This is a genomic window from Trichococcus sp., assembly GCF_055118575.1.
This window is the reverse complement of sequence record NZ_JBSQPW010000008.1, coordinates 1-22,328: the sequence shown is the minus strand read 5'-3', so window position 1 is coordinate 22,328 and position 22,328 is coordinate 1. Positions and strand designations below refer to the sequence as shown.

General features: G+C 40.8%; 21 protein-coding genes and 1 pseudogene. 16 read left to right on the top strand and 6 right to left on the bottom strand.

The window, feature by feature from the left end; translation table 11 throughout:
- Positions 1-324: 324 nt before the first annotated feature.
- Together ACTCCX_RS03405 and ACTCCX_RS03400 are read right to left on the bottom strand one after the other, a co-directional pair.
- Positions 325-738, bottom strand: coding sequence for a cupin domain-containing protein (locus tag ACTCCX_RS03405; RefSeq protein WP_463274743.1), 414 nt, complete (start codon positions 736-738; stop codon positions 325-327).
- A 19-nt stretch (positions 739-757) separates the two neighbouring features.
- Complete coding sequence (locus ACTCCX_RS03400) at positions 758-1,075, bottom strand: carboxymuconolactone decarboxylase family protein (RefSeq protein ID WP_272161168.1); 318 nt, start codon at positions 1,073-1,075, stop codon at positions 758-760.
- A 217-nt stretch (positions 1,076-1,292) separates the two neighbouring features.
- On the opposite strand from ACTCCX_RS03400, the gene ACTCCX_RS03395 reads away from it, so the two are divergent.
- The 5 genes from ACTCCX_RS03395 to ACTCCX_RS03375 all read left to right on the top strand — a co-directional run bounded on the left by ACTCCX_RS03395 (position 1,293) and on the right by ACTCCX_RS03375 (position 5,472).
- A complete protein-coding gene (locus tag ACTCCX_RS03395) occupies positions 1,293-2,099 on the top strand; it encodes a hypothetical protein (RefSeq protein WP_463274742.1) in 807 nt (268 codons plus the stop codon).
- 155 nt (positions 2,100-2,254) lie between these two features.
- Complete coding sequence (locus ACTCCX_RS03390; RefSeq protein WP_463274741.1) at positions 2,255-3,130, top strand: DUF1295 domain-containing protein; 876 nt, start codon at positions 2,255-2,257, stop codon at positions 3,128-3,130.
- 36 nt (positions 3,131-3,166) lie between these two features.
- The gene (locus ACTCCX_RS03385; protein ID WP_463274740.1) at positions 3,167-3,580 is read left to right on the top strand and encodes a MerR family transcriptional regulator; all 414 of its coding nucleotides are present in this window, start codon (positions 3,167-3,169) and stop codon (positions 3,578-3,580) included.
- Between the two features lie 114 nt (positions 3,581-3,694).
- Entirely contained in the window at positions 3,695-4,213 is a 519-nt protein-coding gene (locus tag ACTCCX_RS03380; protein WP_463274778.1) for an aminotransferase class I/II-fold pyridoxal phosphate-dependent enzyme, read from the top strand.
- 377 nt (positions 4,214-4,590) lie between these two features.
- The gene (locus ACTCCX_RS03375; RefSeq protein ID WP_463274739.1) at positions 4,591-5,472 is read left to right on the top strand and encodes a LysR family transcriptional regulator; all 882 of its coding nucleotides are present in this window, start codon (positions 4,591-4,593) and stop codon (positions 5,470-5,472) included.
- Between the two features lie 268 nt (positions 5,473-5,740).
- Here ACTCCX_RS03375 and ACTCCX_RS03370 read toward each other — a convergent pair whose 3' ends face one another.
- Positions 5,741-7,054: an IS1380 family transposase gene (locus tag ACTCCX_RS03370; RefSeq protein WP_463274738.1), complete on the bottom strand. Its 1,314-nt coding sequence runs from the start codon at positions 7,052-7,054 to the stop codon at positions 5,741-5,743.
- A gap of 284 nt (positions 7,055-7,338) precedes the next feature.
- Between ACTCCX_RS03370 and ACTCCX_RS03365 the strand changes: the two genes are divergently transcribed.
- The 3 genes from ACTCCX_RS03365 to ACTCCX_RS03355 all read left to right on the top strand — a co-directional run bounded on the left by ACTCCX_RS03365 (position 7,339) and on the right by ACTCCX_RS03355 (position 10,176).
- Positions 7,339-8,646, top strand: coding sequence for an ABC transporter substrate-binding protein (locus tag ACTCCX_RS03365; RefSeq protein ID WP_463274777.1), 1,308 nt, complete (start codon positions 7,339-7,341; stop codon positions 8,644-8,646).
- A gap of 23 nt (positions 8,647-8,669) precedes the next feature.
- Positions 8,670-8,957, top strand: a complete 288-nt coding sequence (locus tag ACTCCX_RS03360; RefSeq protein ID WP_463274737.1) for an RDD family protein — start codon at positions 8,670-8,672, stop codon at positions 8,955-8,957.
- A gap of 196 nt (positions 8,958-9,153) precedes the next feature.
- Positions 9,154-10,176 carry a glycoside hydrolase family 88/105 protein gene (locus ACTCCX_RS03355; protein ID WP_463274736.1) on the top strand — a complete coding sequence of 341 codons (1,023 nt, stop codon included), beginning with the start codon at positions 9,154-9,156 and terminating at the stop codon, positions 10,174-10,176.
- A gap of 319 nt (positions 10,177-10,495) precedes the next feature.
- On the opposite strand, the pseudogene ACTCCX_RS03350 reads toward ACTCCX_RS03355, so the two are convergent.
- The 3 genes and pseudogenes from ACTCCX_RS03350 to ACTCCX_RS03340 form a co-directional block, all read right to left on the bottom strand.
- Positions 10,496-11,044, bottom strand: a pseudogene (locus ACTCCX_RS03350) (DDE-type integrase/transposase/recombinase); the annotation flags it as partial.
- Positions 11,045-11,343: 299 nt separating this feature from the next.
- Positions 11,344-12,072, bottom strand: coding sequence for a response regulator transcription factor (locus ACTCCX_RS03345; protein WP_463274735.1), 729 nt, complete (start codon positions 12,070-12,072; stop codon positions 11,344-11,346).
- Positions 12,047-13,303, bottom strand: coding sequence for a sensor histidine kinase (locus ACTCCX_RS03340; protein WP_463274734.1), 1,257 nt, complete (start codon positions 13,301-13,303; stop codon positions 12,047-12,049). Before ACTCCX_RS03340 ends, ACTCCX_RS03345 begins: the two co-directional genes overlap by 26 nt.
- A 290-nt stretch (positions 13,304-13,593) precedes the next feature.
- On the opposite strand from ACTCCX_RS03340, the gene ACTCCX_RS03335 reads away from it, so the two are divergent.
- The 8 genes from ACTCCX_RS03335 to ACTCCX_RS03300 all read left to right on the top strand — a co-directional run bounded on the left by ACTCCX_RS03335 (position 13,594) and on the right by ACTCCX_RS03300 (position 22,229).
- The gene (locus ACTCCX_RS03335; protein ID WP_463274733.1) at positions 13,594-13,866 is read left to right on the top strand and encodes a BMC domain-containing protein; all 273 of its coding nucleotides are present in this window, start codon (positions 13,594-13,596) and stop codon (positions 13,864-13,866) included.
- Positions 13,867-13,889: 23 nt separating this feature from the next.
- Positions 13,890-14,687: a propanediol utilization microcompartment protein PduB gene (gene pduB, locus ACTCCX_RS03330; RefSeq protein ID WP_463274732.1), complete on the top strand. Its 798-nt coding sequence runs from the start codon at positions 13,890-13,892 to the stop codon at positions 14,685-14,687.
- A gap of 18 nt (positions 14,688-14,705) precedes the next feature.
- On the top strand, positions 14,706-15,371 hold the full coding sequence (locus ACTCCX_RS03325; RefSeq protein ID WP_463274731.1) for a phosphate propanoyltransferase: 666 nt from the start codon (positions 14,706-14,708) through the stop codon (positions 15,369-15,371).
- A gap of 11 nt (positions 15,372-15,382) precedes the next feature.
- Positions 15,383-16,093, top strand: coding sequence for a hypothetical protein (locus ACTCCX_RS03320; RefSeq protein ID WP_463274730.1), 711 nt, complete (start codon positions 15,383-15,385; stop codon positions 16,091-16,093).
- A 30-nt stretch (positions 16,094-16,123) separates the two neighbouring features.
- On the top strand, positions 16,124-17,635 hold the full coding sequence (locus ACTCCX_RS03315) for an acetaldehyde dehydrogenase (acetylating) (protein ID WP_463274729.1): 1,512 nt from the start codon (positions 16,124-16,126) through the stop codon (positions 17,633-17,635).
- 11 nt (positions 17,636-17,646) lie between these two features.
- Complete coding sequence (locus ACTCCX_RS03310) at positions 17,647-18,759, top strand: 1-propanol dehydrogenase PduQ (RefSeq protein ID WP_463274728.1); 1,113 nt, start codon at positions 17,647-17,649, stop codon at positions 18,757-18,759.
- Between the two features lie 123 nt (positions 18,760-18,882).
- On the top strand, positions 18,883-19,722 hold the full coding sequence (locus ACTCCX_RS03305) for an MIP/aquaporin family protein (RefSeq protein WP_463274727.1): 840 nt from the start codon (positions 18,883-18,885) through the stop codon (positions 19,720-19,722).
- Positions 19,719-22,229 (top strand): glycyl radical protein, encoded by a 2,511-nt coding sequence (locus ACTCCX_RS03300; RefSeq protein WP_463274726.1) that lies wholly within the window; start codon positions 19,719-19,721, stop codon positions 22,227-22,229. Before ACTCCX_RS03305 ends, ACTCCX_RS03300 begins: the two co-directional genes overlap by 4 nt.
- Positions 22,230-22,328: the final 99 nt, after the last annotated feature.

The window sequence follows — 22,328 nt, the reverse complement described above, 5'->3', positions numbered from 1 at the left end:
TCTATATAGTGGAAGATTGATGCGACGGTGAATGGTAATCTGACGTGAGTTCAGGTCACCTGATCTTTCTCCTCCGATGAATGGAGGCTTCGTCGGAGTTCGGCCAACATTATTAGATGTGATCTCCGGGGAGGCGAACTTCGCAGGCGGTGCAGTCGGATCTGAAGCGTGTCCTCCGGCAGGCAGCTGCCTCGCCGGAGTTGGAGGCCCGACAAGAGCGAGTTCCTCAGACTAACGGCCACCGCTAATTTTTTTCATTAATACCATACAATCAAAAAAGAATATCCGGCCTTGAAACTCAAGGTAGGACATTCTTTTTTGCAATTATTGGTGAAGTTCCTCGTAAAACTCATCAGCAACGGGTTCCAACCATTCCGGTATTCCTGCGGTGATGGCGATGTGTTCGAACCAGCTGTCCTTAGCGGCACCGTGCCAATGCTTCACACCGTCATGCGTAACGATGACATCCCCAGGCTTCAATGCTTGGGCAGGCTTGCCGTCTTCCTGATACCAGCCCTCTCCGCCGGTGACCAACAGGATTTGATAGCCGTCGTGGTGGATGTGCCAATTGTTGCGGCAACCGGGTTCAAAGGTCACATTGCCGACGCCGACAGCCACTTCGGGATCAGCCACCAGTGCATTAAAATAACTTTGGCCGATAAAATACTGCGCGTAAGCTGTGTTTTCATCTCCAATCGGGAAAATGACGCCTTTTTTTACTTCTTCGTTTTTTGCCATATTTTTTTCCTCCTGAAAATTAATCTGTGTAAATTTCTTTGGCGATGTTGAAAGCGGACCATGCTTTCGGCCAACCGACATAGAACGCGAGCTGCGTGATGATTTCCACAAGTTCCTCTTTGGTCACGCCATTTTCCTTGGCTTTGTTCAAGTGAAACGGAAGCTGTTCAAAGTTTCCGCCTGTAATCAACGCTGTGATGGTGACGATAGAACGATCGCGCGATGCGAATTCCTTTTCCCGTGACCAGACTTGCCCGAACAGAACATCGTCATTCAATTCAGCAAATTTTGGTGCAAAATCACCCAATAAATCTCTTCCTGCCGTTACTTTTGCCATAAAATCATCTCCTTAGGAATGTTAGTTTCAGCATACTCCTTAGAGTGCACTTTAAGTCAAGCGCGAGTTCAGGATTCTTTTCTTTTCTCAAAATATTCTGCTGTTGTATCTTTGGAAAAAGCAGATGGGAGCAGATGGAATTTGGCAGAGTGCTCAGCGTATTAGATGATTGGTTATCCAAAAGTAGGACATAATGTAGATATTGAGGAGTGGATATATGTTTACATTGGGAAGAAGTATGGATTTTAGTTATAAGACAAATCAAATGATAGTACTAGCATCAGCAGTAGTGGCTGCTATAGGATGGTGGTTGACCGGAAATGCTTTATCGGGGGTTTATATAGGCTTTAGCGTATTTTTAACGTGGGCACTCGTCAGAGAACTGGATCCAAACCATGAGTATGCGGCATTTTTGGCTTCTGCCTTTTCGCTTGTAAATTTATTTTATTATCAAAATACTCAGCTTTTGGTCGTTGTTTGGATTCTGTTGCTGATGAGAATCTTAAATGGAATTACCGGAAAAGCGCTGACAACGTTTGATATATTTTCAGTCTTGGGACTTACTGCCTACCTATCATTCGATAACGGAAATAGCATCTATTTGCTGATATTTGTTTTAGCTATGGGATTTAGCCTGAAAACGGGAGAAAAAATGAGAGCAGCAGGGATAGCTAGTGTGATCAGTGCAGGGCTTGTTGCAGTAGATTGGTTTTTTATGAACAAGTTATCCCTCGGGAGCTTAGCTTATTCAAATGCTGTAACGCTACTTGTAGTTTCTGTAGTTGGTCTATCGCTTATATTATTTTGGTTTTTGTCAAAAGCTGAAACCAAAGATGATAAAGGCAACAGCGTAAACAGATCCAAACTGTCAGCAAGCCAAGTTTTGTATAGTGCGGCGTTTCTGTTGCTGTTTTTCTTTGGGGGTGTATCGTTGAATAATTTAGTTATCTACTTGTCGGCTGCATCAGGTGCACTCCTGTATTTTATCGGAAATAAGATTCTGAGAAAAATGCGTACAAATTAATAAAATAGAAATTCGGGCTTCATGTAAGAGCTTCTATTCGATTGCTTGTCATATATTAGTGTATAATGAGATTATTATAGCTTAGTGATGGAACGAGCTGAATTTTTTTGTTTTTTTAGATGGTAGGATGCATAAAAATTTGAAAGAGGTGGCCTATGGATAAGAAAAGAATTGTCATTTATACGCTATTATTTATAGCAACATTAGCGATAGCGACACAAGGATTCACGAATACTGGTTTGGACGGACTGCTTGTCCCGTTACTTTTTACCTTTGCCTATTTTACGATCATCTTTATTATCGCAACAATCATTAAAAACAATTCCATTGTCGATATTGGTTGGGGGATGGGATTTGTTGTAGGGAGCTGGCTGACACTGCTTGTGACTGAAAATCCCACCGTTTTATCGTATGCCATTGTTGGATTTATTACGGTGTGGGGACTTAGATTATCTTTGCGCTTATTGAAAAGAAATTACGGGAAGCCTGAAGATTTCAGGTACGCACAGTGGCGGAAAGAGTGGGGCGATAAAGTAGTCATCACCGCCTTTTTCAGAGTGTTTGTGGTTCAGGGTATCATCAACTTTATCGTTGGATCTGCCAGCTATGTGGTCATCAAATACAACAAATTCAGTTTTGAGTCAGCTCACCGCTATTTTGTTTATGCCGCACTTTTCATTGCGTTGGTAGGATTGTTCTTTGAAGTAGTCGGGGATGAGCAATTAAGACAACACATCAACAAAAAAACACGCACACTTCTGCAAACAGGCTTATGGTCAATCACACGTCATCCAAACTATCTCGGTGAAATCCTGATTTGGATCGGATTGTATGCAAGTGGTATTACGCTGTTCTTCACGGATTCCATCAACCCTTATTATTATCTGTTATTAATCATCTCGCCTATTTTAATGAGTACGGTATTAATCAAAATATCAACGCCATTACTGGAGAAAAATATGGAGAAATATGATGGATGGGAAGAATACACCAAAAGAGTTCCAATGCTTTTTCCTTTCACTAAAAAATAGTGCTATAGTATCCGTAATAAATGGAGGTAGGATTGCATGTCCTATTCAATCGGAGAGTTTTCGAAAATGATCGGTCTACCTGTGTCGACGCTGCGCTACTATGAAAATGAAGGGCTGTTGAAACCGGATCGCGATGAGAACAACCTGCGCGTCTATACAGATCAGGATTTAAGATGGGTGACTTTTCTTCTGCATCTGAAAGGCACAGGCATGTCGATGGCGGAACTGAAGCAGTACACCATTTGGCGTGCTGAAGGGGATGCGACGATGCTCGAGCGGATGGAACTCTTGGAAAAGCGACGACGCTTGTTGGAAAAAGATATCCAAGCATTGATGCACAATCTTGAGGTGATCGAAAACAAGATCGATTTCTACGAGGAGCGCCTTGCAGGCAATAAAGATAGTATGATTTCCCAGGTTGAGGCAGAAAAGGAAAAAAGTACGAAATAAACCCGCCAATTGGTGGGTTTATTTTTATCCCTTGACTTAACGTCAAGGTTAAGGTGTACGCTCTGATTGTATCAGAGAGGGGAAATGAATGATGGAACATCTTAATCAACAGCTATTCACCGGGGAGCGGGCTCTATTCAGACGAAAACTTTCAACATCGCCGGACTGCAAACAGCGGCAATCGTCATTCCGAATCCTGAAATCAGAAAACAAGTGGACAGAGGAATCAACACGGATGAAGTGGCGGAACCGAATACTTTCGCGATCCAAGCGGCTGAAGCGGCTTTCGACGAAGGGGAAGAATGGCTGGAGGAACTGCGGGAATATCTGGAACCGAACCGGGAATTCCTGATCGGTTCTTTGAAGGAACTTGTTCCCGAAGTCCAAGTCATCGAGGCTGAAGCAACCTATCTGGCTTGGATCGATTGCGCGGCGATAACGGAGGACACGAAGGCGCTGTGCGCGTTCATCAGGGAGAAAACCGGACTCTATCTTTCCGCAGGGGATATCTTCGGCGGCAACGGTTCGCGCTTTGTCCGCTGGAATTATGCCTGCCCGAGGGTGCTTCTGGAAGACGGTATACAACGGTTTGTTGAAGGAGTAGCGTTGTACCAAAAGGACAGATGCCGTTGAGGACAACTGTTCCTATAGACACCTGAACCCGCAATCGTCAGCAAACTGCTTTTCTCCGGTGAACGCAGGCTTCGCCGGAGTTCGGCCCACATTCTGGGTGTGTTCTCCTGCGAGAATTTCTTTATCGGTGTTGAGGTCAAATGTTGCCGGTGTCCTCCGGCTAGTGGATTGCTCACCGGAGGAAAGGGCGCAAGAACTGCAAGGTGCGGCGCCATGCAGGGTGCGTCCTTGTCCTGTTTCGGTTTTACGGCCGGAGCTTGATGTGAGATACTTGAACCGAAGCGATTGCAGCCCCGCTGTGCTGAAAAAACGGCTTTGTAATCGGAAGACGACTCGGCAGGATTAAAGCCGAATCAAGGGATAGGAGAGTATTGACTATGGAGTTGCGGGTTCTGAATTATTTTTTGACAGTGGTTTATGAAGAGAACATCACTAGTGCCGCTGAAAAGTTGCACATCACCCAGCCGACCTTGTCGCGCCAATTGATGCAGTTGGAAGAGGAATTAGGCATTTCTTTGTTCCGGCGCGGCAAAAAGCAAATCACGTTGACCAGCGAAGGGTTGCTGCTGAAAAGACGGGCGGAGGAAATCCTCGATCTGACCAGCAGGACCGAACTGGAGCTGAAGGAGCAGAAAACGCTCATGAACGGCGAAATCGCCATCGGTGGGGGAGAAACGCAGTCCATGCGCGTTTTGGCTGATTTCATCAAGACCTTCAGCACGGAATATCCGCAAGTGACCTACAAATTGTACAGTGCCGATGCCGATGACATCAAGGATCGGGTCAACAAAGGGCTGTTGGACATCTGCCTGCTGACGGAGCCGGTCGATGTCGATAAATATGATTTCATCCGGATTCCCCAGAAAGAACGCTGGGGTGTCATCATGCGGAAGGACAGTCCGCTGGCGCAGGAGCGCTCCGTTGCACCTGAGGATCTGTTGGCTTATCCGATCCTGATTCCGGGGAGAGCATTGGTCCAGAACGAACTTGACAATTGGTTCGGCGACGCCTATGGGGCCGTGCATATCATTGGGCGCTACAATCTGATCTACAATGCAGCCATTCTGGTGGAAGCGGGCGTCGGGGTTGCGTTGTGCTTGGAAAAACTTGTCCCGGTCCGTGAGGAAACCGAGCTCTGCTTCCGGACCTTGGCGCCTGCCTTGGAGACAGGCGTGGTCATCGCCTGGAAAAAGAATCAGATTTTCCCGCCGGCAGTTGCTAAATTCATCGAGCTTCTTAAGAATGCCTTCAGGGCATGATTAATCATGCGAAAAAACTATTATCTTTTTCTACAGTTGCGTTTTAAACTGGTATTAAGAACCTGAATAATTCATACCTTTTATAAAGGGCTAAATTTTATCAATCATCTGTTTCATTTTATGGTCAATGGCTCTTTTTCTCAAAAATATTCTTCTAAATGGTCTAATTTCTTTTTGCTAACGGATTAAATTCAAATAAGACCTCATTTTGGGCGCACTCATCCTAGCAGATGGTTAACGAACTTTTTAAATTACCCAATTAACGTACTTAACACTGCAGTACCTGAATGTTTTGTAGAATCCGATAAAATACTTTCTGGTAAACATGGTAACTGCTTAATTTCAAGTAGTTTCTTCTTCCAGAATGAACCATCTTTCCAGCTATTTTAAAGAAAAATAAGCGGATAGTAGAAACCTGATACCCTTTCGTTTCATTGGTAAAACATAATGTTCGCATGAAGTTTACAATATTATAAGCCAATAGGCTTACGATCATACGAGCATGATTTTCTATAAAACTTGGGCTGTCTGTTTTGTCAAAGTAAAACCCGTTTTTTGCTTCCTTAATGTAATTTTCCATCGTTCCTCTTTTTGAATACGTTTGGAAAATCATTTCTGGAGAGACATCTTTTGAGAAATTGGTAATGATGAATTCATGTCTAAAAAGCAATTCACCAGCTTCTCTAGTTGATTTTATGCAAATTCTTCTGAATTTTTTCCACGCCTTTGCTTGATAAGTGGCGTTATAGTAATGAACTTCTTTCTTATCCCAATCGTGATTATCCTTAATAGTAATGAATTGCTCAGCGATTCTGCACAGATTACGATTGGTTTTTAAGCGGATAGTATACAGACTATCGTATTCTTCACAAAGTTCATACAAATTGGGCGTTGCGAATCCACTATCTGCACGTACCATAATAGTGCTTACGGGTGTCACAGATTGATAATGCTCAAATAATGGTCGAGTAAATGCTGCGACACCATTCGAGGTGTAGACATTTCCAGAACGAAGTTCTGCTTTAAGAAAGTCACCAGTAAGACCATCAAAGGCAACGAGCGGATGATAACCGGTTGTCTGGTAATGCGCATTATAATCGGTCATTTCTTGATTTCCAAAGGTATCGCTGTGGGTGGAATCTAAATCGAAAATCATTTCATTCGTATTTCTTATCCTACGTGCTTTATCAATCAAAATTTGGTTAACCTTTTGAAGTTGAATGATATTTTCTGTTGTCATCCGATCCCAGAAGCGAGAAATAGATGACTGTGAAGCCAACCGTTTTTTGTTTAAAACAGCTTGAAAGATAGGATCAGTTGCTAATATATTGGCAGAAGAATCCGTAGGATAGCCTGCAATTAACTGTAAGATGATTTGTTCCAGAATGGATTCATTTTCATGAATATGATACAGTCGGTCATCTTGAATCTGGATGTTTTTACGTAAGATTCGGCTAAACTTAAATTTGTCCATGAATTCTTTTACTAATATTAAGCCGGTATCTGAGGATAAATTTCCACCAGAGTGAGATACTGTAACGTTTGAATTGAAAAGTAGACGATTTTCGTGTAAAGTTGCCATTGAGAGAACCCCTTTCTTTGGTTAGGTTTAGTCACTTTAACCATAGCAGATTGGAGATATTCTTTGGCGAAAGTGTTCAATCTTATTCATCGAAAACTGTTCAATTTAGTTTAGCACTGACAGGTGCGGATGAACGAAACAAAATAGACTGTTATAACAAGGTTTTTGAAGCTTTTTTGAAAAATTATGAATTATTCAGGTAAAGTCAATATAGTTCAAAAATAGTCATTTTTATCTACTTAGTTGTGCAAGTCCTGTTATTTCATTGACGGTTAAAAACATTGATGGTAAGCGGGTTAATTGTTACGACACTTTTAGTAGGATGTAGTTCACGAGGTAGTAATGCAGATTCTAATTATAGTGATAAGGTGAGCAATGAATCGAGTCCAACATCAACGGAATTGACAAAAGAAGATGTCACGATTAAGTTTTCATGGTGGGGAGCAGACAATCGGCATGAGGCGATGAAAGAAGTAGTTCGACTTTATCAAGAATCGAATCCTAATGTCACTGTTGAAATTGAATATGGTGCTTGGGATGGCTGGCAAACAAAAGTATTAACACAACTTTCTGGAAAAACAGAGCCTGATGTCATGCAAGTCAATTATAACTGGTTATTTTCTTATGGTAGAGGAAAAAATGTCTTTTATAATTTAGATGAAGTGAAAGATTTTATTAATCTATCAAATTGGGATGAAAATTATTTAAATGCGATGCAAGTAGATGGTGAACAGACTGCTGTCCCTCACGGAATGACGGGTCGTGTTAATCTAATGAATGAAAAGCTATTTAGCGAAAATAGTTTAGAGTTACCTGTTACTTATGATGAGTTAATTGAAGCTGGAAAAGTTATTTCAAAAGATAATACAGCTACGGGGGCAGAAAATAAGTATGCCTTTACGAATATGGGCGAAGTATCAAAAGATTTATTTATCGCACAAATGCTCTTTAACAAAACTGGAAAGGTAATGCAGACAGACGGTACAGTAAACTATACTGTTGAAGAAGCTGGTGCAATGCCGACTTTTGCGCAAGATCCATCAATTGAGAATGAATCCAATCCTGAATGGGTAAATGTGCGCACAGGTGGAATTTACGAATGGGCAAATTCATTAGGTAAATGGGTAGGATCTTATCAAAGTGGTCAGTCAAGTGAAGATCTAGTTGTAGGCGGGTATTTCCAAGAATCAGCCGATGTTAAACCAAATGTCTACGTAAAACCTAACTTTGGTTATGCAGTATCACGCAATAGTAAAAACCCAGAAGTAGCTGCTGATTTTATTAACTTTATGTTTACGAATGAAGAAGCAGTCAAAGCTGCAGGGGATACATTAGGTGTTTCAAGTAATACGGTTACTTATGAATTCCAAGATAAAAATGACTTAATTGAAGGTTCCGTAAAACAAGGATATGAAGTCTTAGATCAATACGAGCAGACAGTAATCGATCCATATTTTGAAGATGAAAATGTTCGAAATGAACGTTATACAGCTATTGAGGCATTCAGATCAGGGAAATCAACGGCCGCTGAAGCTGCGAAACAATATGTTGAAAAACAACAATCTGCATTAGATAAATATTATAAAGAATAAGCATTACACTGAGGCATTGGGAATTGTCAATTGATATTATTCGGACGTTAATAGGGATGTTTCTTATTGGATTGTTGTATTTCTTCATTCAATATCCTTTTATGAAAAATGGACAAACGATAGGCAAAGGATTCTATCGACTAAAAATCGTCTCAACAGACAAATTTCGGAAGGATATCTCAGTAGCAGTGGTGTTTCAAAGAGAGATTTTATGTAAACTGATGAGTTGTTATTTTATTTGTATCCCTTTACTGGCAGCGAAAGTCGGTGGGCATGAAGAAGCAACGTATACAAAAATTGTCCAAGTTTGATTTAAAAAAATTAGGGAAGGCTAAAGGAAAGAAAAGTGAATCCTTTCCTTTAGCTTTTTATGCGAGGAGAAAAAATGGAAAAGATAACAGTTTTTTTAGAGAGTATACTAAAGCAATCAACTCCTAGTCAACCCGTTTGGAATCAAGAAGCCATTTTAGAAAAAAACCAGCTTCTTGGAGCTGCATAGATGGTTGTATGCTGATTTCTGTTTTATTTATGTATGAAAGTACGAAGAATGAAACGTATTTTGATTTTTTAAAACAATTTATTGATTACTACATTGATGATGAGGGGAATATTTTAGGCTATGATCTTGATGCGATGAATTCAGACTCTATCAATGAAGGTAAAGTATTATTTACATTATACAAAAAAACGAAAGACGAAAAATACCGTAAAGCAATGGATCATTTGTATGCTCAAATTCAACAGCAACCGAGGACAAATTCAGGAAGTTTTTGGCATAAAAAGATTTATCCCAATCAAATCTGGTTAGATGGATTGTATATGATACAACCTTTTTACTTAGAATATGAACGACTGTTTAACAATGGACGTAATTTACCGGATATTACGCAACAATTTGCGAACGTTAATCAAAAAATGCGAGATGAAAAAACAGGATTGTATTTCCATGGCTATGACGAGACAAGGCAAGCTTTTTGGGCGGATCCTCACACTGGTTGCAGTTCATCATTTTGGACGCGTTCATTAGGATGGTATGCAATGGCGCTCGTAGATACAATTGATCTATTAAAAGAGGATTATCCTGAAGAAAAAGAGCTTTTAATGATTGATTTGAACGAATTAATTGAAGCTTTGTTGGTCTATGAAGACATCGAAACGTCTCTTTTTTATCAAGTAACGGATCAAGCTGGCCGTGTAGGAAACTACCTTGAAACAAGTGGTTCTAGTGCGATTGCTTATACATTAATGAAAGGCGCAAGAATCGGAGTTTTACCAAAAAGTTTTTATTATAAAGGAGAAGAAATTTTAAGAAAAATTAGTGAAATGAAATTAATTGTGACAGATGAAACCTATGTTTTAAAAGATATTTGTTTAGTTGCTGGATTAGGTGGAATGCCTGGTAAAGGGAGTTACAAATTACGGGATGGTTCCTATGAATATTATATTTCTGAGCCCATCGTAGAAAATGATGCGAAGGGAATTGCACCGTTAATTTATGCCTACACCGAATACTTAAAAAATAATAACTGATCCGGATTAAAAGGAACGAATTTGATGAGACTATCGTTGAGTTCGTTCCTTTTGTGATTTAACGTTAAAATAATGGAACAAATGCGTATTTATTATTTTTGATATTCATTGATAAGCCTCGCCTATTTCACGCCTATTCCATTAGAAGGTAATAGGCGTTTTTAGAGCCAAAGAAAAACCCTCTTGGAATGGGAACACTTTTTAGACAAATTTTTTAAGGTGTCTTTTCCACCTGTTTGTTATCCGATTGTCCTTGACCGTGATCCTTCACAAATGTGAAACAGTCTCAATGGGATTAAGCTGTAGAAAGTTTAATCGCTCATCGAACATTAGCATATTTGTGCTTACCCTCAAGGCAAGCTTCGCCAATCTCTTCTTTATAAGCTCTTGGTGTCTTATAACCTAAAGAGGCATGCAGGCGCCAGTTATTCCACCAATTGACATAGTCAAATAGTTCTGTTCTAAAAGTGTTTGAATAGACAAATTCAACTTTAAATGATTTGTAAGTCTATTCTGCCACTACGTTATCATAAGGACAACCTTTCTTACTCAATGAACGCTGAATATCAAACGTTTTTAATAACTGATCAATCAATTGGTTATCAAATTATTTTCCTCTATCTGTATGAAATAACTCTATTTTATTTAATGCGTATGGAATACGTTGAAAAGCTTCCTTTACGAGCTCAGCTGATTTATTGGGGCCACTACTGAAACAGATGATTTCTCGATTATATAAATCGAGTATTAGGCAAACATAGTGCCATTTATTTACTACTCTGACATAAGTTATATACGTTACGACTTTTTCAAGTGGTTTACTCGCTTCAAATTCTCTATTTAAAATATTTGTTACTTTCGATTCATTGACACCAGGGGTGTAGTGGTGATACTTCCCCTCGGTATGTTTTTTATATTGTCACACACCTTATTTTTTTCTGTCTATATAAGTGAAACGTGTCCAAGGACTATGAAGACATTCTTGGAAAACGCCTTCATTATATAGCGTGAGGTTCTCATGATCACAAGTTTTTTTATTAAACCTTGATGTCCTTGGCTCAATTTCTCCATAATATCAAAGACTAAAATTTCATTTTTTTAGCAAGATGTGACTCTTGTCGAGTAGTTCGATAACCTAATTATTTATCCAAATTTAATAAAAGAATTTTATAGCGCATTTTTCCGATATCGTAATGGAGTGGTAGCCATAATCTGGTGGAATTTCTTGCAAAAATAGGCAGCATCAGTAAAACCACACTCTGTAGCTACAACATAAATTGGCATATTAGTCTGGAGTAACAGTTCCTTAGCCTTTTCGATACGGAAACGATTAAGGTATTCTCCAAATGTTACGCCTAGTTCCTTTTTGAATAGACGGCTTAGATATTGCGGATGGATATATAATAATCCGGCAACTTCTTTTTGTTGCAGTTCTCGAAAATAATTTTGTTCGATATAAGAGATGGCCTTTTGAATATTTTCATTTGCAGTCTCTGTTTTCTTAGGGCTAGGTACTGATTTTGGCAAGGCAGCTAATAATTTATTTACCGTTGCAATAATTTGCGAACTACGAGCTGGTTTGACTAGATAATCGACTACCTGACTGGTCAAGGCTTGGTGGGCATGGTCAAAATCAGAATAGGCGGTCAAAACAGCTGTTCGAATCGCAGGAAACATTTGAATGGCCCGCTCTTGAACTGTCAGTCCATCAATCACAGGAATACCAATATCTAGAAACAATAAATCAGGCTGCCACTTTTCGATTTCTTTTAGTGCGGTCAATCCATCTGAAGGCTCTGCCACGATGTCGATATTTGGGAAATTTTGACTGATGATATGTCTTAAAGCTTGTTTTTCTAAAGGCTCATCTTCAACGATAATCAAGCGCAAGTTCATTTTCAAACCTCTTTTCCTTAATGTGACGTTTATCGGTAACTTTTGGGAAAATCATCTCAACAATGGTGCTGAAATCTTGATCGCTATAGATTCGTAGGCCGTAATCTGGGCCAAAAGCATCTTTTAATCGTAGGTGAGAATTTACTACGCCGAGGCCAGTAGCGCCGTATGAATCACTATTCAATAGTTTTTGTCTTTGCTCAGGAGGAATTCCAACGCCAGTATCGCAGATGCGGATACGAATCTTCTTTCCTAAATCATCTACGGAGATTAGTAATTGTCCTCCTTTTACCAGAGGTTCCAAGCCATGGATGATGGCGTTCTCCACCAATGGTTGCAAGATCATCATGGGAATTAAAGCCATCTTGGTAGATTCCTCAGCATTAATCTGATAATTAAGACGATCTTGATAGCGAATTTTCTGTAAAGCTAAATATCGTTGAAGATTGTCTAGCTCTTTTTCTAATACTGGAAATTCTTCCGTTTGCCGCAAATTGTAGCGGAGTAGGTCGGATAAATTATAAATCATTTCTTCTGTATCTGGTGCGGATTCAAACATGGACATTCGAGCGATAGAGTTCAAGGTGTTGAAGAGAAAATGTGGATTAATTTGAGCTTCTAATGTTTTTAATTCGGCATATTTCGCGCGACGCTCGTATGATAATCGTTCTTGCCCTTCGCAAACTAGCTTTTGTTGGGCGATGTATTTTAATCCCATCTCTTTAGAATAGTTTGCAATTGTCTCGTACAAATCTACACATCGTTTTAAATAGTCATGATCCACCATGTAAATCTTCCGAATGGCTTCTTGCAGTGATTCTTCAGAGATACCATATTTATGGCTTAAATTTTTAATATCAAAGAGCGCGTCTTTTTTTTGCCCATCGATCAACACCTGTCCACCCAGCACTGCGCCAATCAATCTATCGCCTACAATAATTGGTACACAGCAATCCTTCAACCCTAAATGACAATCATAAATGATGGAACGTTTTTCTTTAAAAGCGATTTTCTCAGCACACTTATCACATAACTCACATTCTTCACGACCTTTTTCCGTAGAACGGATTAATTTACAAAAAGGACTGAAGTTATTCAAAGCAGTGATAGGACGACCTTCTATATCCGTTGTTACTACTGAAATTTTAACCAAATCTGAGAGCTTACGTTGTACTTCTAGAAGATGTTGAATATCGACAACATCTTGTAATGATAGATTTTCTATGTCCATAATACCCTCCATTGTTCTTTGTTTATTATTAAGTATATCACAAATATAGAAGATGTTGAATATCGAAAACATCTTGTAATGACAGATTTTCTATATCCATAGTACTCTCCATTGCTCTTTGTTCGTTGTTAAATGTATCACAAAAGAGGTTATTTTTATTATATTTTTTTTATTTTGTCCTGTTTCAAGAAGTTTTTTTTCCAATTTTTTATCACCTGTGCAAAACAAATGTAATCCCTTGCATGTTATTCTTAGTGTGTAATTTATTTAGCAAATATGGAGGTGCAACAATGGGACAAGAAGCATTAGGAATGATTGAAACAAGAGGCTATGTTGCGGCAGTAGAAGGTGCCGATGCCATGGTCAAGGCAGCCAATGTGCAATTGGTAGGACAAAAACAGATAGGATCTGGCTTGGTGACCATGCTTGTTCGTGGTGATGTAGGCGCAGTCAAGGCGGCTGTAGATGCAGGAGCTGCTGCAGCTAACAATGTTGGCGAAGTGGTTTCAACACACGTGATCCCTCGTCCACATACGGATATTGAAAAAATTTTAGCACAATAAAAATCATTAGGAGGATTTCTTAAATGGATGCATCAATCTTAGAAAAAGTATTAGCCGAAGCACAAAAACGGGTTGCAGATAATACCAGTTCAACTACTCCTTGCAGTAATGAAGTCGTAACTGGAAGTGGTCACACGATTACCGAATTCGTGGGAACTGCAATGGGAGACACGATTGGGCTGGTCATCGCCAATCTGGATCCTCAATTGCACGATTTTTTAGAAATTGACAAAAAATACCGTTCCATTGGTTTCTTATCCTCACGTACTGGTGGTGCGCCACATATTATGTCAGCGGATGAAGCAGTGAAAGCGACAAACACTGAAATCGTAAAAATCGAGATGGCTCGAGATACGAAAGGTGGCGCTGGTCACGGAGCTACCATTATCTTTGCAGCGGAAGATGTATCTGATGCTCGTCGTGCTGTTGAGATTACTTTGGAAGCTGTAGAACGTAATTTTGGAAATGTGTACAGCAACGATGCGGGTCATATTGAATTACATTACACTGCTCGGGCTAGCCAAGCTTTGGAGGTCGGCTTTACGGCACCTGTTGGCAAATCTTTTGGAATTATCGTTGGCGCACCGGCGGCAATCGGTTTAGTAATGGCAGATACTGCTGTGAAGACAGCTAATGTAGATGTAGTAACATTCGCAAGCCCTGATAAAGGAACTGCCCGTTCTAACGAAATCATCGTTTCTATCACTGGAGACTCCGGGGCAGTGAAACAATCATTATTAAGTGCACAAGATGTAGGTTTGGCAGCTTTGGAAACTTTAGGTGGTAAAGCTGCTTCATCATCAACACCTACCCTTGTTTAAGAAGGGAAGACATCATAAGTGACGGAGACCCTAAATAGAAATCAACTTGAAACCCTGGTGAAAGAGTTAATGACACGTATGGGATCAACACCCACAGAAGAAGACCAAGAGTTAGGCATATCGGTGGGGATCTCCAATCGACATATTCATCTTTGTCAAGAGGATGTCGAAGCGCTTTTTGGTTCAGGGTATCAGCTGACAATTAAAAAATGGTTGAAACAGCCTGGACAATACGCAACGGCAGAAACAGTCACCATCGTAGGACCTAAAGGAAGTCTGGCTAACGTTCGCGTTTTAGGCCCGACTCGAGAAAAATCACAATTAGAAATTTCGAAAACCGACAGTTTTGCTCTGGGAGTGAAAGCACCCATCAATGAGTCTGGCGATTTAACTCACGCTGGTGCCGTTTGCGTTCTAGGCCCTAAAGGCATGGTGACCTTAAAGCAAAATGTGATCGTTGCTAAGCGCCACATTCATATGAGTCCAATGGATGCAGCGAAATTTAATGTAGTTAATAAACAACTGGTGGCGATTAAAACTTCTGGAGAGCGGGAAATGATTTTCATGGATACAGTGATACGCGTCGATGACAATTTTCGTTTGGAGTGCCACTTGGATACCGATGAAGCCAATGCTGCCAGTTTAAAAAATGGCAGTAAAGTTACTATCATCGACAATTTGTGAGGTGAAGTATCTTGTCTAAAGAACTAATCGAGGCGATTTATCAAATTTTAGCGGAACGGCAAGCCGCGGTTTTAAAAAATGTTTTAGTAATTGTCTTTGGCTGTAATCACAATGAAGATCAAATCATGCATCTGCTAAAAAATCAGCGAGAAGATTGCCACTTCACCATATTGTTCTCAGCTAAACGTTGCTTTGTCTCTGAGACGAGCAGTTGGGAGCAGATAGGTGAGAAAGAGGATGCCTTTCAGTTGTTACAAGCAGGGAGGCTGAAAGAGTTTGATACCGTCTTGGTACCATTTATGACCCGTAACTCATTGGCAAAAACAGTTTATGGAATGGCAGATTCTGGTGAATTAACTGTCTTACAGCATGCTTTCTTAATGGGGAAAGAAGTGATTATTTCCAACCACGGATTTCGTTTAGACACCGATCATGCCGTATACAATGGATTGGATAAAAATCCATTTATTTTCCAACAAGTCCAAGAACACGAGGAGTTGCTGAAAAAAATGGGTGCAAAAGTCGGTGATCTACAAACCTTTAAAGGATTGTTGGAAGCGAGCATTGGTAAGGCAACAAAAGTGGTAACTTGGGAAAAATCACAAGGAGATAAACGGATCATCACGCAACAAGATCTAAAAAAAAATCCTGATATGACTATTCCTGAAGGTGCTATCTTGACAGATTTAGCCAAAGAGCAAATCAAAAAAAATAAAGCATAATAAAGCACACTATACTAGAGGGGGATTTAGATGACTGAATTCGATAAGGATTTGCAGTCGATCCAAGAGGCTCGGTTGGTGATTGCAGCGGCGAAAAAAGCTCAGCAGCAGTTAGCAGAAATGAGCCAGAAACAAATCGATCAAATCGTAGATAATATTGCCAAACGGGCGTATGAACAAGCTGCCTATTTAGCAGAATTAGCTCATAAAGAAACCGGTTTCGGAAAAACCGAAGATAAAATCATAAAGAATAAGTTTGCCAGTAAGACAGTTTTAGACTCCATCAAGGATATGAAGACGGTAGGCATACTCAAAGATGACAAGGTCAATCAGGTAATGGAAGTGGCAGTGCCTATGGGGGTTGTAGCCGGACTAATTCCTTCAACAAATCCAACTTCTACTACTATCTACAAAGCAATAATTGCCATTAAAGCTGGTAATAGTATTGTCTTTTCCCCGCACCCAGGTGCCAAAGGAGCAATTCTAGAAACAGTGAAAATCATTAAAAGCGCAGCTATTGAAGCTGGAGCACCAGAAGGCACCATTGGTACTTTAAGCATTTTGACGATGCAAGGAACTTCAACATTGATGAAGCATCCAGATATCGCAGTGATCTTAGCTACTGGTGGAGAAGCAATGGTGAAAGCTGCCTATAGTTCCGGTAATCCTGCAATCGGGGTTGGTCCGGGTAACGGTCCAGCCTTTATTGAACGAACTGCAGATCCCGCGACAGCAGTTGCCATGATTATTGATAGTAAGACCTTTGATAATGGCGTAATTTGTGCATCAGAACAGTCTGTAGTAGTGGAAACTGTTAATGCCGATGCAGTCATTAGTGAATTCAAACGGCAAGGAGGCTACTTTTTAACAGCGGACGAAAGTGAAAAGCTTGCTAAATTTATCCTGCGGGCGAATGGCACCATGAATCCGCAAATTGTCGGGAAGACAGCAGTGAAAATCGCTGAGATGGCTGGGTTTTATGTACCAGAGAGTACGACAGTATTGTTGTCACGACAAACAGATGCTAGTAAGTCTAATCCTTATGCTCGGGAAAAACTTTGTCCAATTTTAGCTTTTTATGTAGAAGAAAGCTGGTTGGCTGCTTGTGAACGTTGTATTGAAATTTTACACATCGAAGGGGCAGGTCATACCTTATGTATCCATTCCCGTGATGAGGCAGTCATTAAAGAATTTATTTTACGTAAGCCAGTTTCACGGCTGTTGGTGAATGCACCAGGAGCACTTGGAGGAATTGGCGGGGCTACTAATATTGCACCCGCTTTGACTTTAGGCTGCGGTGCTGTTGGGGGTAGTTCAACCTCTGACAATATTACGCCAATGAATCTCTTAAATATCAGAAAAGCAGCTTATGGAGTTCGCAGTCTTGCGGATATTCGGCAGCTGTTCAATGATGATTCAGCTGCACCTGTCACGCCAGCGTGTCGTAGTGGGGTCAATGCGGTAGATACTACAAATGTTATTCAAGATGAAAATGTTAGACGTCTGATCCAACTAGCTTTAGAAAAACTACAACAGGGGTAAGGGGGCTACTGATGAAAAATTTTAAAATTAAGCCTACCGTTGTCTTCGACACAACAATTCAAGAATACTTTGCCACTTTGACCTCTAAAAGTGTCTTTGTGGTGGCAGACCCTATGATGGAAAAGTTGGGCATTGTAGATCAAATAAAAAAATCCTTAGACAGTAGGCACATACCTGTTACTGTTTTCAGTGAAATCACCCCGGATCCAAAGGTTGAGACCATTGCTAAAGGCTTGGCCATCATGAACGGAATCCAGCCAGAGCATTTGGTAGCCATCGGTGGCGGTTCAGCTATTGATGCTGCTAAAGGAATACTTTTGGGGAATTATAAATTATCCACTGATTATGAAGCACCAATATTGATTGCGATTCCTTCCACTAGCGGAACTGGTAGTGAAGTGACATCTTTTACGGTAATCACCAATGGAGAGGAAAAGACAGCCTTTGTCGATGAACGTCTGATTCCAAATATAGCTTTACTGGATGTGGAGTTAGTGAAATCAGTGCCAGTCAGTGTCACTATCGATACCGGTATGGATGTGTTGACGCATGCTATAGAAGCATATGTCTCCACTGATGCTAATAGCTTTACCGACGCATTAGCGGAAAAAGCTGTTCAAATGGTTTTTGAGAATTTACCAAAGCTCTATCGCGATCCTAATGACTCAACTGCACGCCGCTTGATGCACGATGCATCTACGATGGCTGGCATGGCATTTACTAATGCTTCTCTGGGAATCAATCACAGTATTGCCCATGCTATTGGCGGGGTGTTCCATTTGTCTCATGGCCGAATCAATGCCGTGATTATGGCAAGGGTCATTCAGTATAATGCATCTGGTTGCCAACAAGCTGCTGCTCGTTATCAGCGCTTAGCCAAGTTAATTGGGTTACCTGCCCAAGATGCTATGTCTGGGGTGGCAGAATTGTGTTTAGCGATTCAAGTATTAAATCAGGAGTTTTGCCTACCTACTAATTTCAGAGAATTTGGTGTGGAGGAGGCAGCTTTTGTGGAAAAAGCCGATCAGATTGCTTATACGGCTTTAGCCGACGCTTGTACTCTAACTAATCCTCGAAAACCAGATCATGAAAGTCTTAAAGACTTGTACTTAAGTATGGGGTAAGCCCATAGAGGTAGCTGAATTGCGCCAATCAGTTGTGGTTGACACCATAATTTAATACGCAAAGTCTGTCTTATTGCAGACTTGCATATTCAACAACCGTAAAAAATAAAAGGAAGTGTTGAAATGTCGAAAAAATTGACAGGCGAATGTCTCGCCGAGTTTTTAGGCACAATGTTATTCGTACTTATTGGGATTGGTTCAGTAGCCGTTCTCGTAGCCACACAAACGGAAGTGAGCTACTGGGAATTAGCCATCGTCTGGGGCTTAGCGGTTTCACTAGGGGTATTTATTTCAGCTTTTGTTTCAGGTGGGCATGTAAATCCAGCCGTAACTATCGGTCTGGCAGCTTGGAAGAAATTTCCGTGGGCAAAAGTTGTACCATATGTGGTGTCTCAAATATTGGGGGCTTTTGCAGCAGCAGCAGTTGCTTATGGCTTGTTTGCCAGTAACATCAAAGTTTTCGAAGAGGCCAATAATATCCTACGAGGAACTGCTGAAAGTACGGCTTCTGCAGGGATTTTCGCGACATTCCCAGGTGCAAACGTATCATTGCTTAATGGATTTTTCGTGGAATTTGTTATCACGGGAATCTTGATGCTCGTTGTTCTTTCTGTCACCGATAGTACTAATGGTGCGGCCCCAACAGGTGGCTTGGCCATAGTCATGATTGGATTAACAGTAGCAGTTTGCGGATTAGCTTTCGGTACTTTGACTGGATTTGCTATGAACCCAGCGCGGGATTTTGGTCCACGACTGTTCACTATGATTGCAGGTTGGGGTACCGCATCATTGGGAACTAATCTTTATGGACTGATTGTTCCAATCTTTGGTCCAATCTTCGGCGCGATTTTCGTCGGAGGAATTTATGAGAAATTAATCAAACCTTACTACGCAGTTGAAGAAGAACCCGCAACAAACGTTGCTGAAGTTGAAATTTATGAAAACGAGGAGGAAAGACAATGACAAATATAAGTCCACGTATTGAAAAATTGATTGACCATTTATTCGCAGGAGACCCGGTAATCGAAGCCGAGCGTGCCGTCTTGGTGACAGAATCGTATCAGCAATCCGAAAATCAGCCAATTATTATCCGGCGGGCGAAAGCTTTGAAGTATATCCTGAATAAAATGACTGTAGTGATTCGTCCAGATGAATTAATTGTAGGGAACTTAACTACATCACCACGAGGAACACAAATCTTTCCAGAATTCTCCAACAAATGGTTGGAAGAAGAGTTCGACCGTATCGAAAAACGTAACGGCGATATTTTCCGAATCAGCGAAGAGACTAAGCGTGAATTATCTCAATCATTCAAATATTGGGATGGGAAAACTACCAATGAATTAGCCACTGAATTGATGGCCGCTGAAACTATCACCGCCATGGATGCTGGTGTCTTCACTGTAGGAAATTATTACTTTAATGGTGTTGGCCACATCTCTGTGGATTATAAGAAAGTTCTGACTATCGGCTTAGATGGTATCCGAAAAGAAGCCCAAGTAGAATTGGACGGTCTAGATTTAGGAGACCCAAATGCTATAGAGAAAAGCCATTTCTTGGAAGCAGTCTTGATTTCTGTGGAAGCCGTGATTACTTATGCACATCGCCTAGCTGATAAAGCCGAGCAAGAAGCGAGCGGTTGTTTTGATCCAAAACGTCAACAAGAATTGCAGACGATTGCAGTAAACTTGCGACGAGTACCAGAATATCCAGCACAAAACTTGTATGAAGCTCTGCAGTCTTTCTGGATCATTCAAGCCGTGATTCAAATCGAATCTAATGGTCATTCGATCTCACCAATGCGTTTTGATCAATATGTTTATCCATTCTGGCAATCAGATGTAGAAGGCGGAAAAATCTCTGAAGACTTCGCTCAAGAATTGCTTGACTGTCTATGGGTGAAATTCAATGATGTCAACAAAATTCGTGATGAGGCTTCAACTAAAGCATTCGGGGGCTACCCAATGTTTCAAAATCTGATAGTTGGTGGACAAGATTCTCGCGGTCTAGATTCGACTAATCCATTATCTTTTGCCTGCTTGGAAGCGACACGTCATACAAAATTACCACAACCATCCATTTCTATCCGAGTATGGAATAAATCACCAGAAGTCTTGTTGCACAAAGCCGGCGAAATTTCACGGATGGGTCTTGGGATGCCAGCTTATTACAGTGATGAGGTCATTATTCCAGCTTTGGAAAACCGCGGCATTTGCTTAGAAGACGCTCGTGATTATGGCATTATCGGCTGTGTGGAACCACAAGTTGGCGGGAAAACAGAAGGTTGGCATGATGCAGCATTCTTCAATATTCCAAAAGTCTTGGAATTAACCTTGAACAATGGATATTGTGGAACGACAAAAGTGGGCTTACAAACAGGTCGAGCAGAAGACTTCACCAGCTATGAACAATTGGAAGCAGCCTTCAAGCAACAATTGGCTTACTTCGTGAAATTACTGATCAATGCTGACAACGCTGTGGATGTGGCTCATGGCAAACGCACACCATTGCCATTCTTATCTTCTATGGTAGCAGACTGTATTAGTAAAGGAAAATCACTACAAGAAGGTGGCGCGAAATATAATTTTACTGGACCTCAAGGTGTCGGTATTGCCAACTGTGGGGATGCATTATTAGCTATTAAGAAAATTGTTTTTGAAAAGAATGAATTGACTTTACCAGAACTTACCAATGTATTGGCAAGCAACTTCGGCCGAGGAACAGCCGTTACGCCAGCTGCCCCAAGTATCGATGCGAGCGACTTGTCGCAAATGAGCAGTGATCAATTGGTTAACCTATTGCAAAACTTATTGGCAGATAACAAAGTTACAGCATCAGCAGCTACCACTGCCATTGCCAATAAAGACGGGGAATATGTACGTCAATTATTGATTAATGGAGTACCAAAATTTGGGAATGATAATGACGAGATTGACTACTTAGTTCGTGACGTTGCTTTGTCTTATTGTCAAGAAGTTCAAAAATATACGAACCCTCGTGGCGGGACGTTCCAACCAGGACTATACCCAGTATCAGCCAATGTATCAATGGGGCTTGGAACCGGCGCTTCCGCAGATGGTCGTTTTGCTGGCGAACCTTTAGCCGATGGTGTATCACCAACTTCTGGTCGGGATACGAATGGTCCAACAGCAGCAATGAACTCTGTTGCGAAATTAGATCACCATATCGCTTCTAACGGAACATTATTGAACCAAAAATTCCATCCATCAGCAGTTGCTGGGGAAGAAGGCTTGCGTAATTTATCAGCCTTGGTTCGCGGATACTTTGAACAAAAAGGAATGCACGTGCAGTTTAACGTAATCAGCCGTGAAATCTTGCAAGATGCGCAAAAGAACCCAGAAAAATACAAAAACTTAGTTGTACGGGTAGCGGGTTACAGTGCCCACTTTGTTTCCTTGGATAAAACTATCCAAGAAGATATCATCTCACGGACAGAACAAACTTTTTAAATAATGCCTGCTGAATAAATCCCTATTTTTAGCTTACGGCTTCATTAGAGGTTCAATTCTAGGGGAGCTCATCCATTGGATGAAAGTCAAAAAAATGCG

Bases quoted from the DNA above. Each gene is read 5' to 3' on its own strand.
- ACTCCX_RS03405 (WP_463274743.1), bottom strand. From the start codon at position 738: ATGGCAAAAAACGAAGAAGTAAAAAAAGGCGTCATTTTCCCGATTGGA.
- ACTCCX_RS03400 (WP_272161168.1), bottom strand. From the start codon at position 1,075: ATGGCAAAAGTAACGGCAGGAAGAGATTTATTGGGTGATTTTGCACCA.
- ACTCCX_RS03395 (WP_463274742.1), top strand. From the start codon at position 1,293: ATGTTTACATTGGGAAGAAGTATGGATTTTAGTTATAAGACAAATCAA.
- ACTCCX_RS03390 (WP_463274741.1), top strand. From the start codon at position 2,255: ATGGATAAGAAAAGAATTGTCATTTATACGCTATTATTTATAGCAACA.
- ACTCCX_RS03385 (WP_463274740.1), top strand. From the start codon at position 3,167: ATGTCCTATTCAATCGGAGAGTTTTCGAAAATGATCGGTCTACCTGTG.
- ACTCCX_RS03375 (WP_463274739.1), top strand. From the start codon at position 4,591: ATGGAGTTGCGGGTTCTGAATTATTTTTTGACAGTGGTTTATGAAGAG.
- ACTCCX_RS03370 (WP_463274738.1), bottom strand. From the start codon at position 7,054: ATGGCAACTTTACACGAAAATCGTCTACTTTTCAATTCAAACGTTACA.
- ACTCCX_RS03365 (WP_463274777.1), top strand. From the start codon at position 7,339: ATGGTAAGCGGGTTAATTGTTACGACACTTTTAGTAGGATGTAGTTCA.
- ACTCCX_RS03355 (WP_463274736.1), top strand. From the start codon at position 9,154: ATGCTGATTTCTGTTTTATTTATGTATGAAAGTACGAAGAATGAAACG.
- ACTCCX_RS03345 (WP_463274735.1), bottom strand. From the start codon at position 12,072: ATGAACTTGCGCTTGATTATCGTTGAAGATGAGCCTTTAGAAAAACAA.
- ACTCCX_RS03340 (WP_463274734.1), bottom strand. From the start codon at position 13,303: ATGGACATAGAAAATCTATCATTACAAGATGTTGTCGATATTCAACAT.
- ACTCCX_RS03335 (WP_463274733.1), top strand. From the start codon at position 13,594: ATGGGACAAGAAGCATTAGGAATGATTGAAACAAGAGGCTATGTTGCG.
- pduB (WP_463274732.1), top strand. From the start codon at position 13,890: ATGGATGCATCAATCTTAGAAAAAGTATTAGCCGAAGCACAAAAACGG.
- ACTCCX_RS03315 (WP_463274729.1), top strand. From the start codon at position 16,124: ATGACTGAATTCGATAAGGATTTGCAGTCGATCCAAGAGGCTCGGTTG.
- ACTCCX_RS03310 (WP_463274728.1), top strand. From the start codon at position 17,647: ATGAAAAATTTTAAAATTAAGCCTACCGTTGTCTTCGACACAACAATT.
- ACTCCX_RS03305 (WP_463274727.1), top strand. From the start codon at position 18,883: ATGTCGAAAAAATTGACAGGCGAATGTCTCGCCGAGTTTTTAGGCACA.
- ACTCCX_RS03300 (WP_463274726.1), top strand. From the start codon at position 19,719: ATGACAAATATAAGTCCACGTATTGAAAAATTGATTGACCATTTATTC.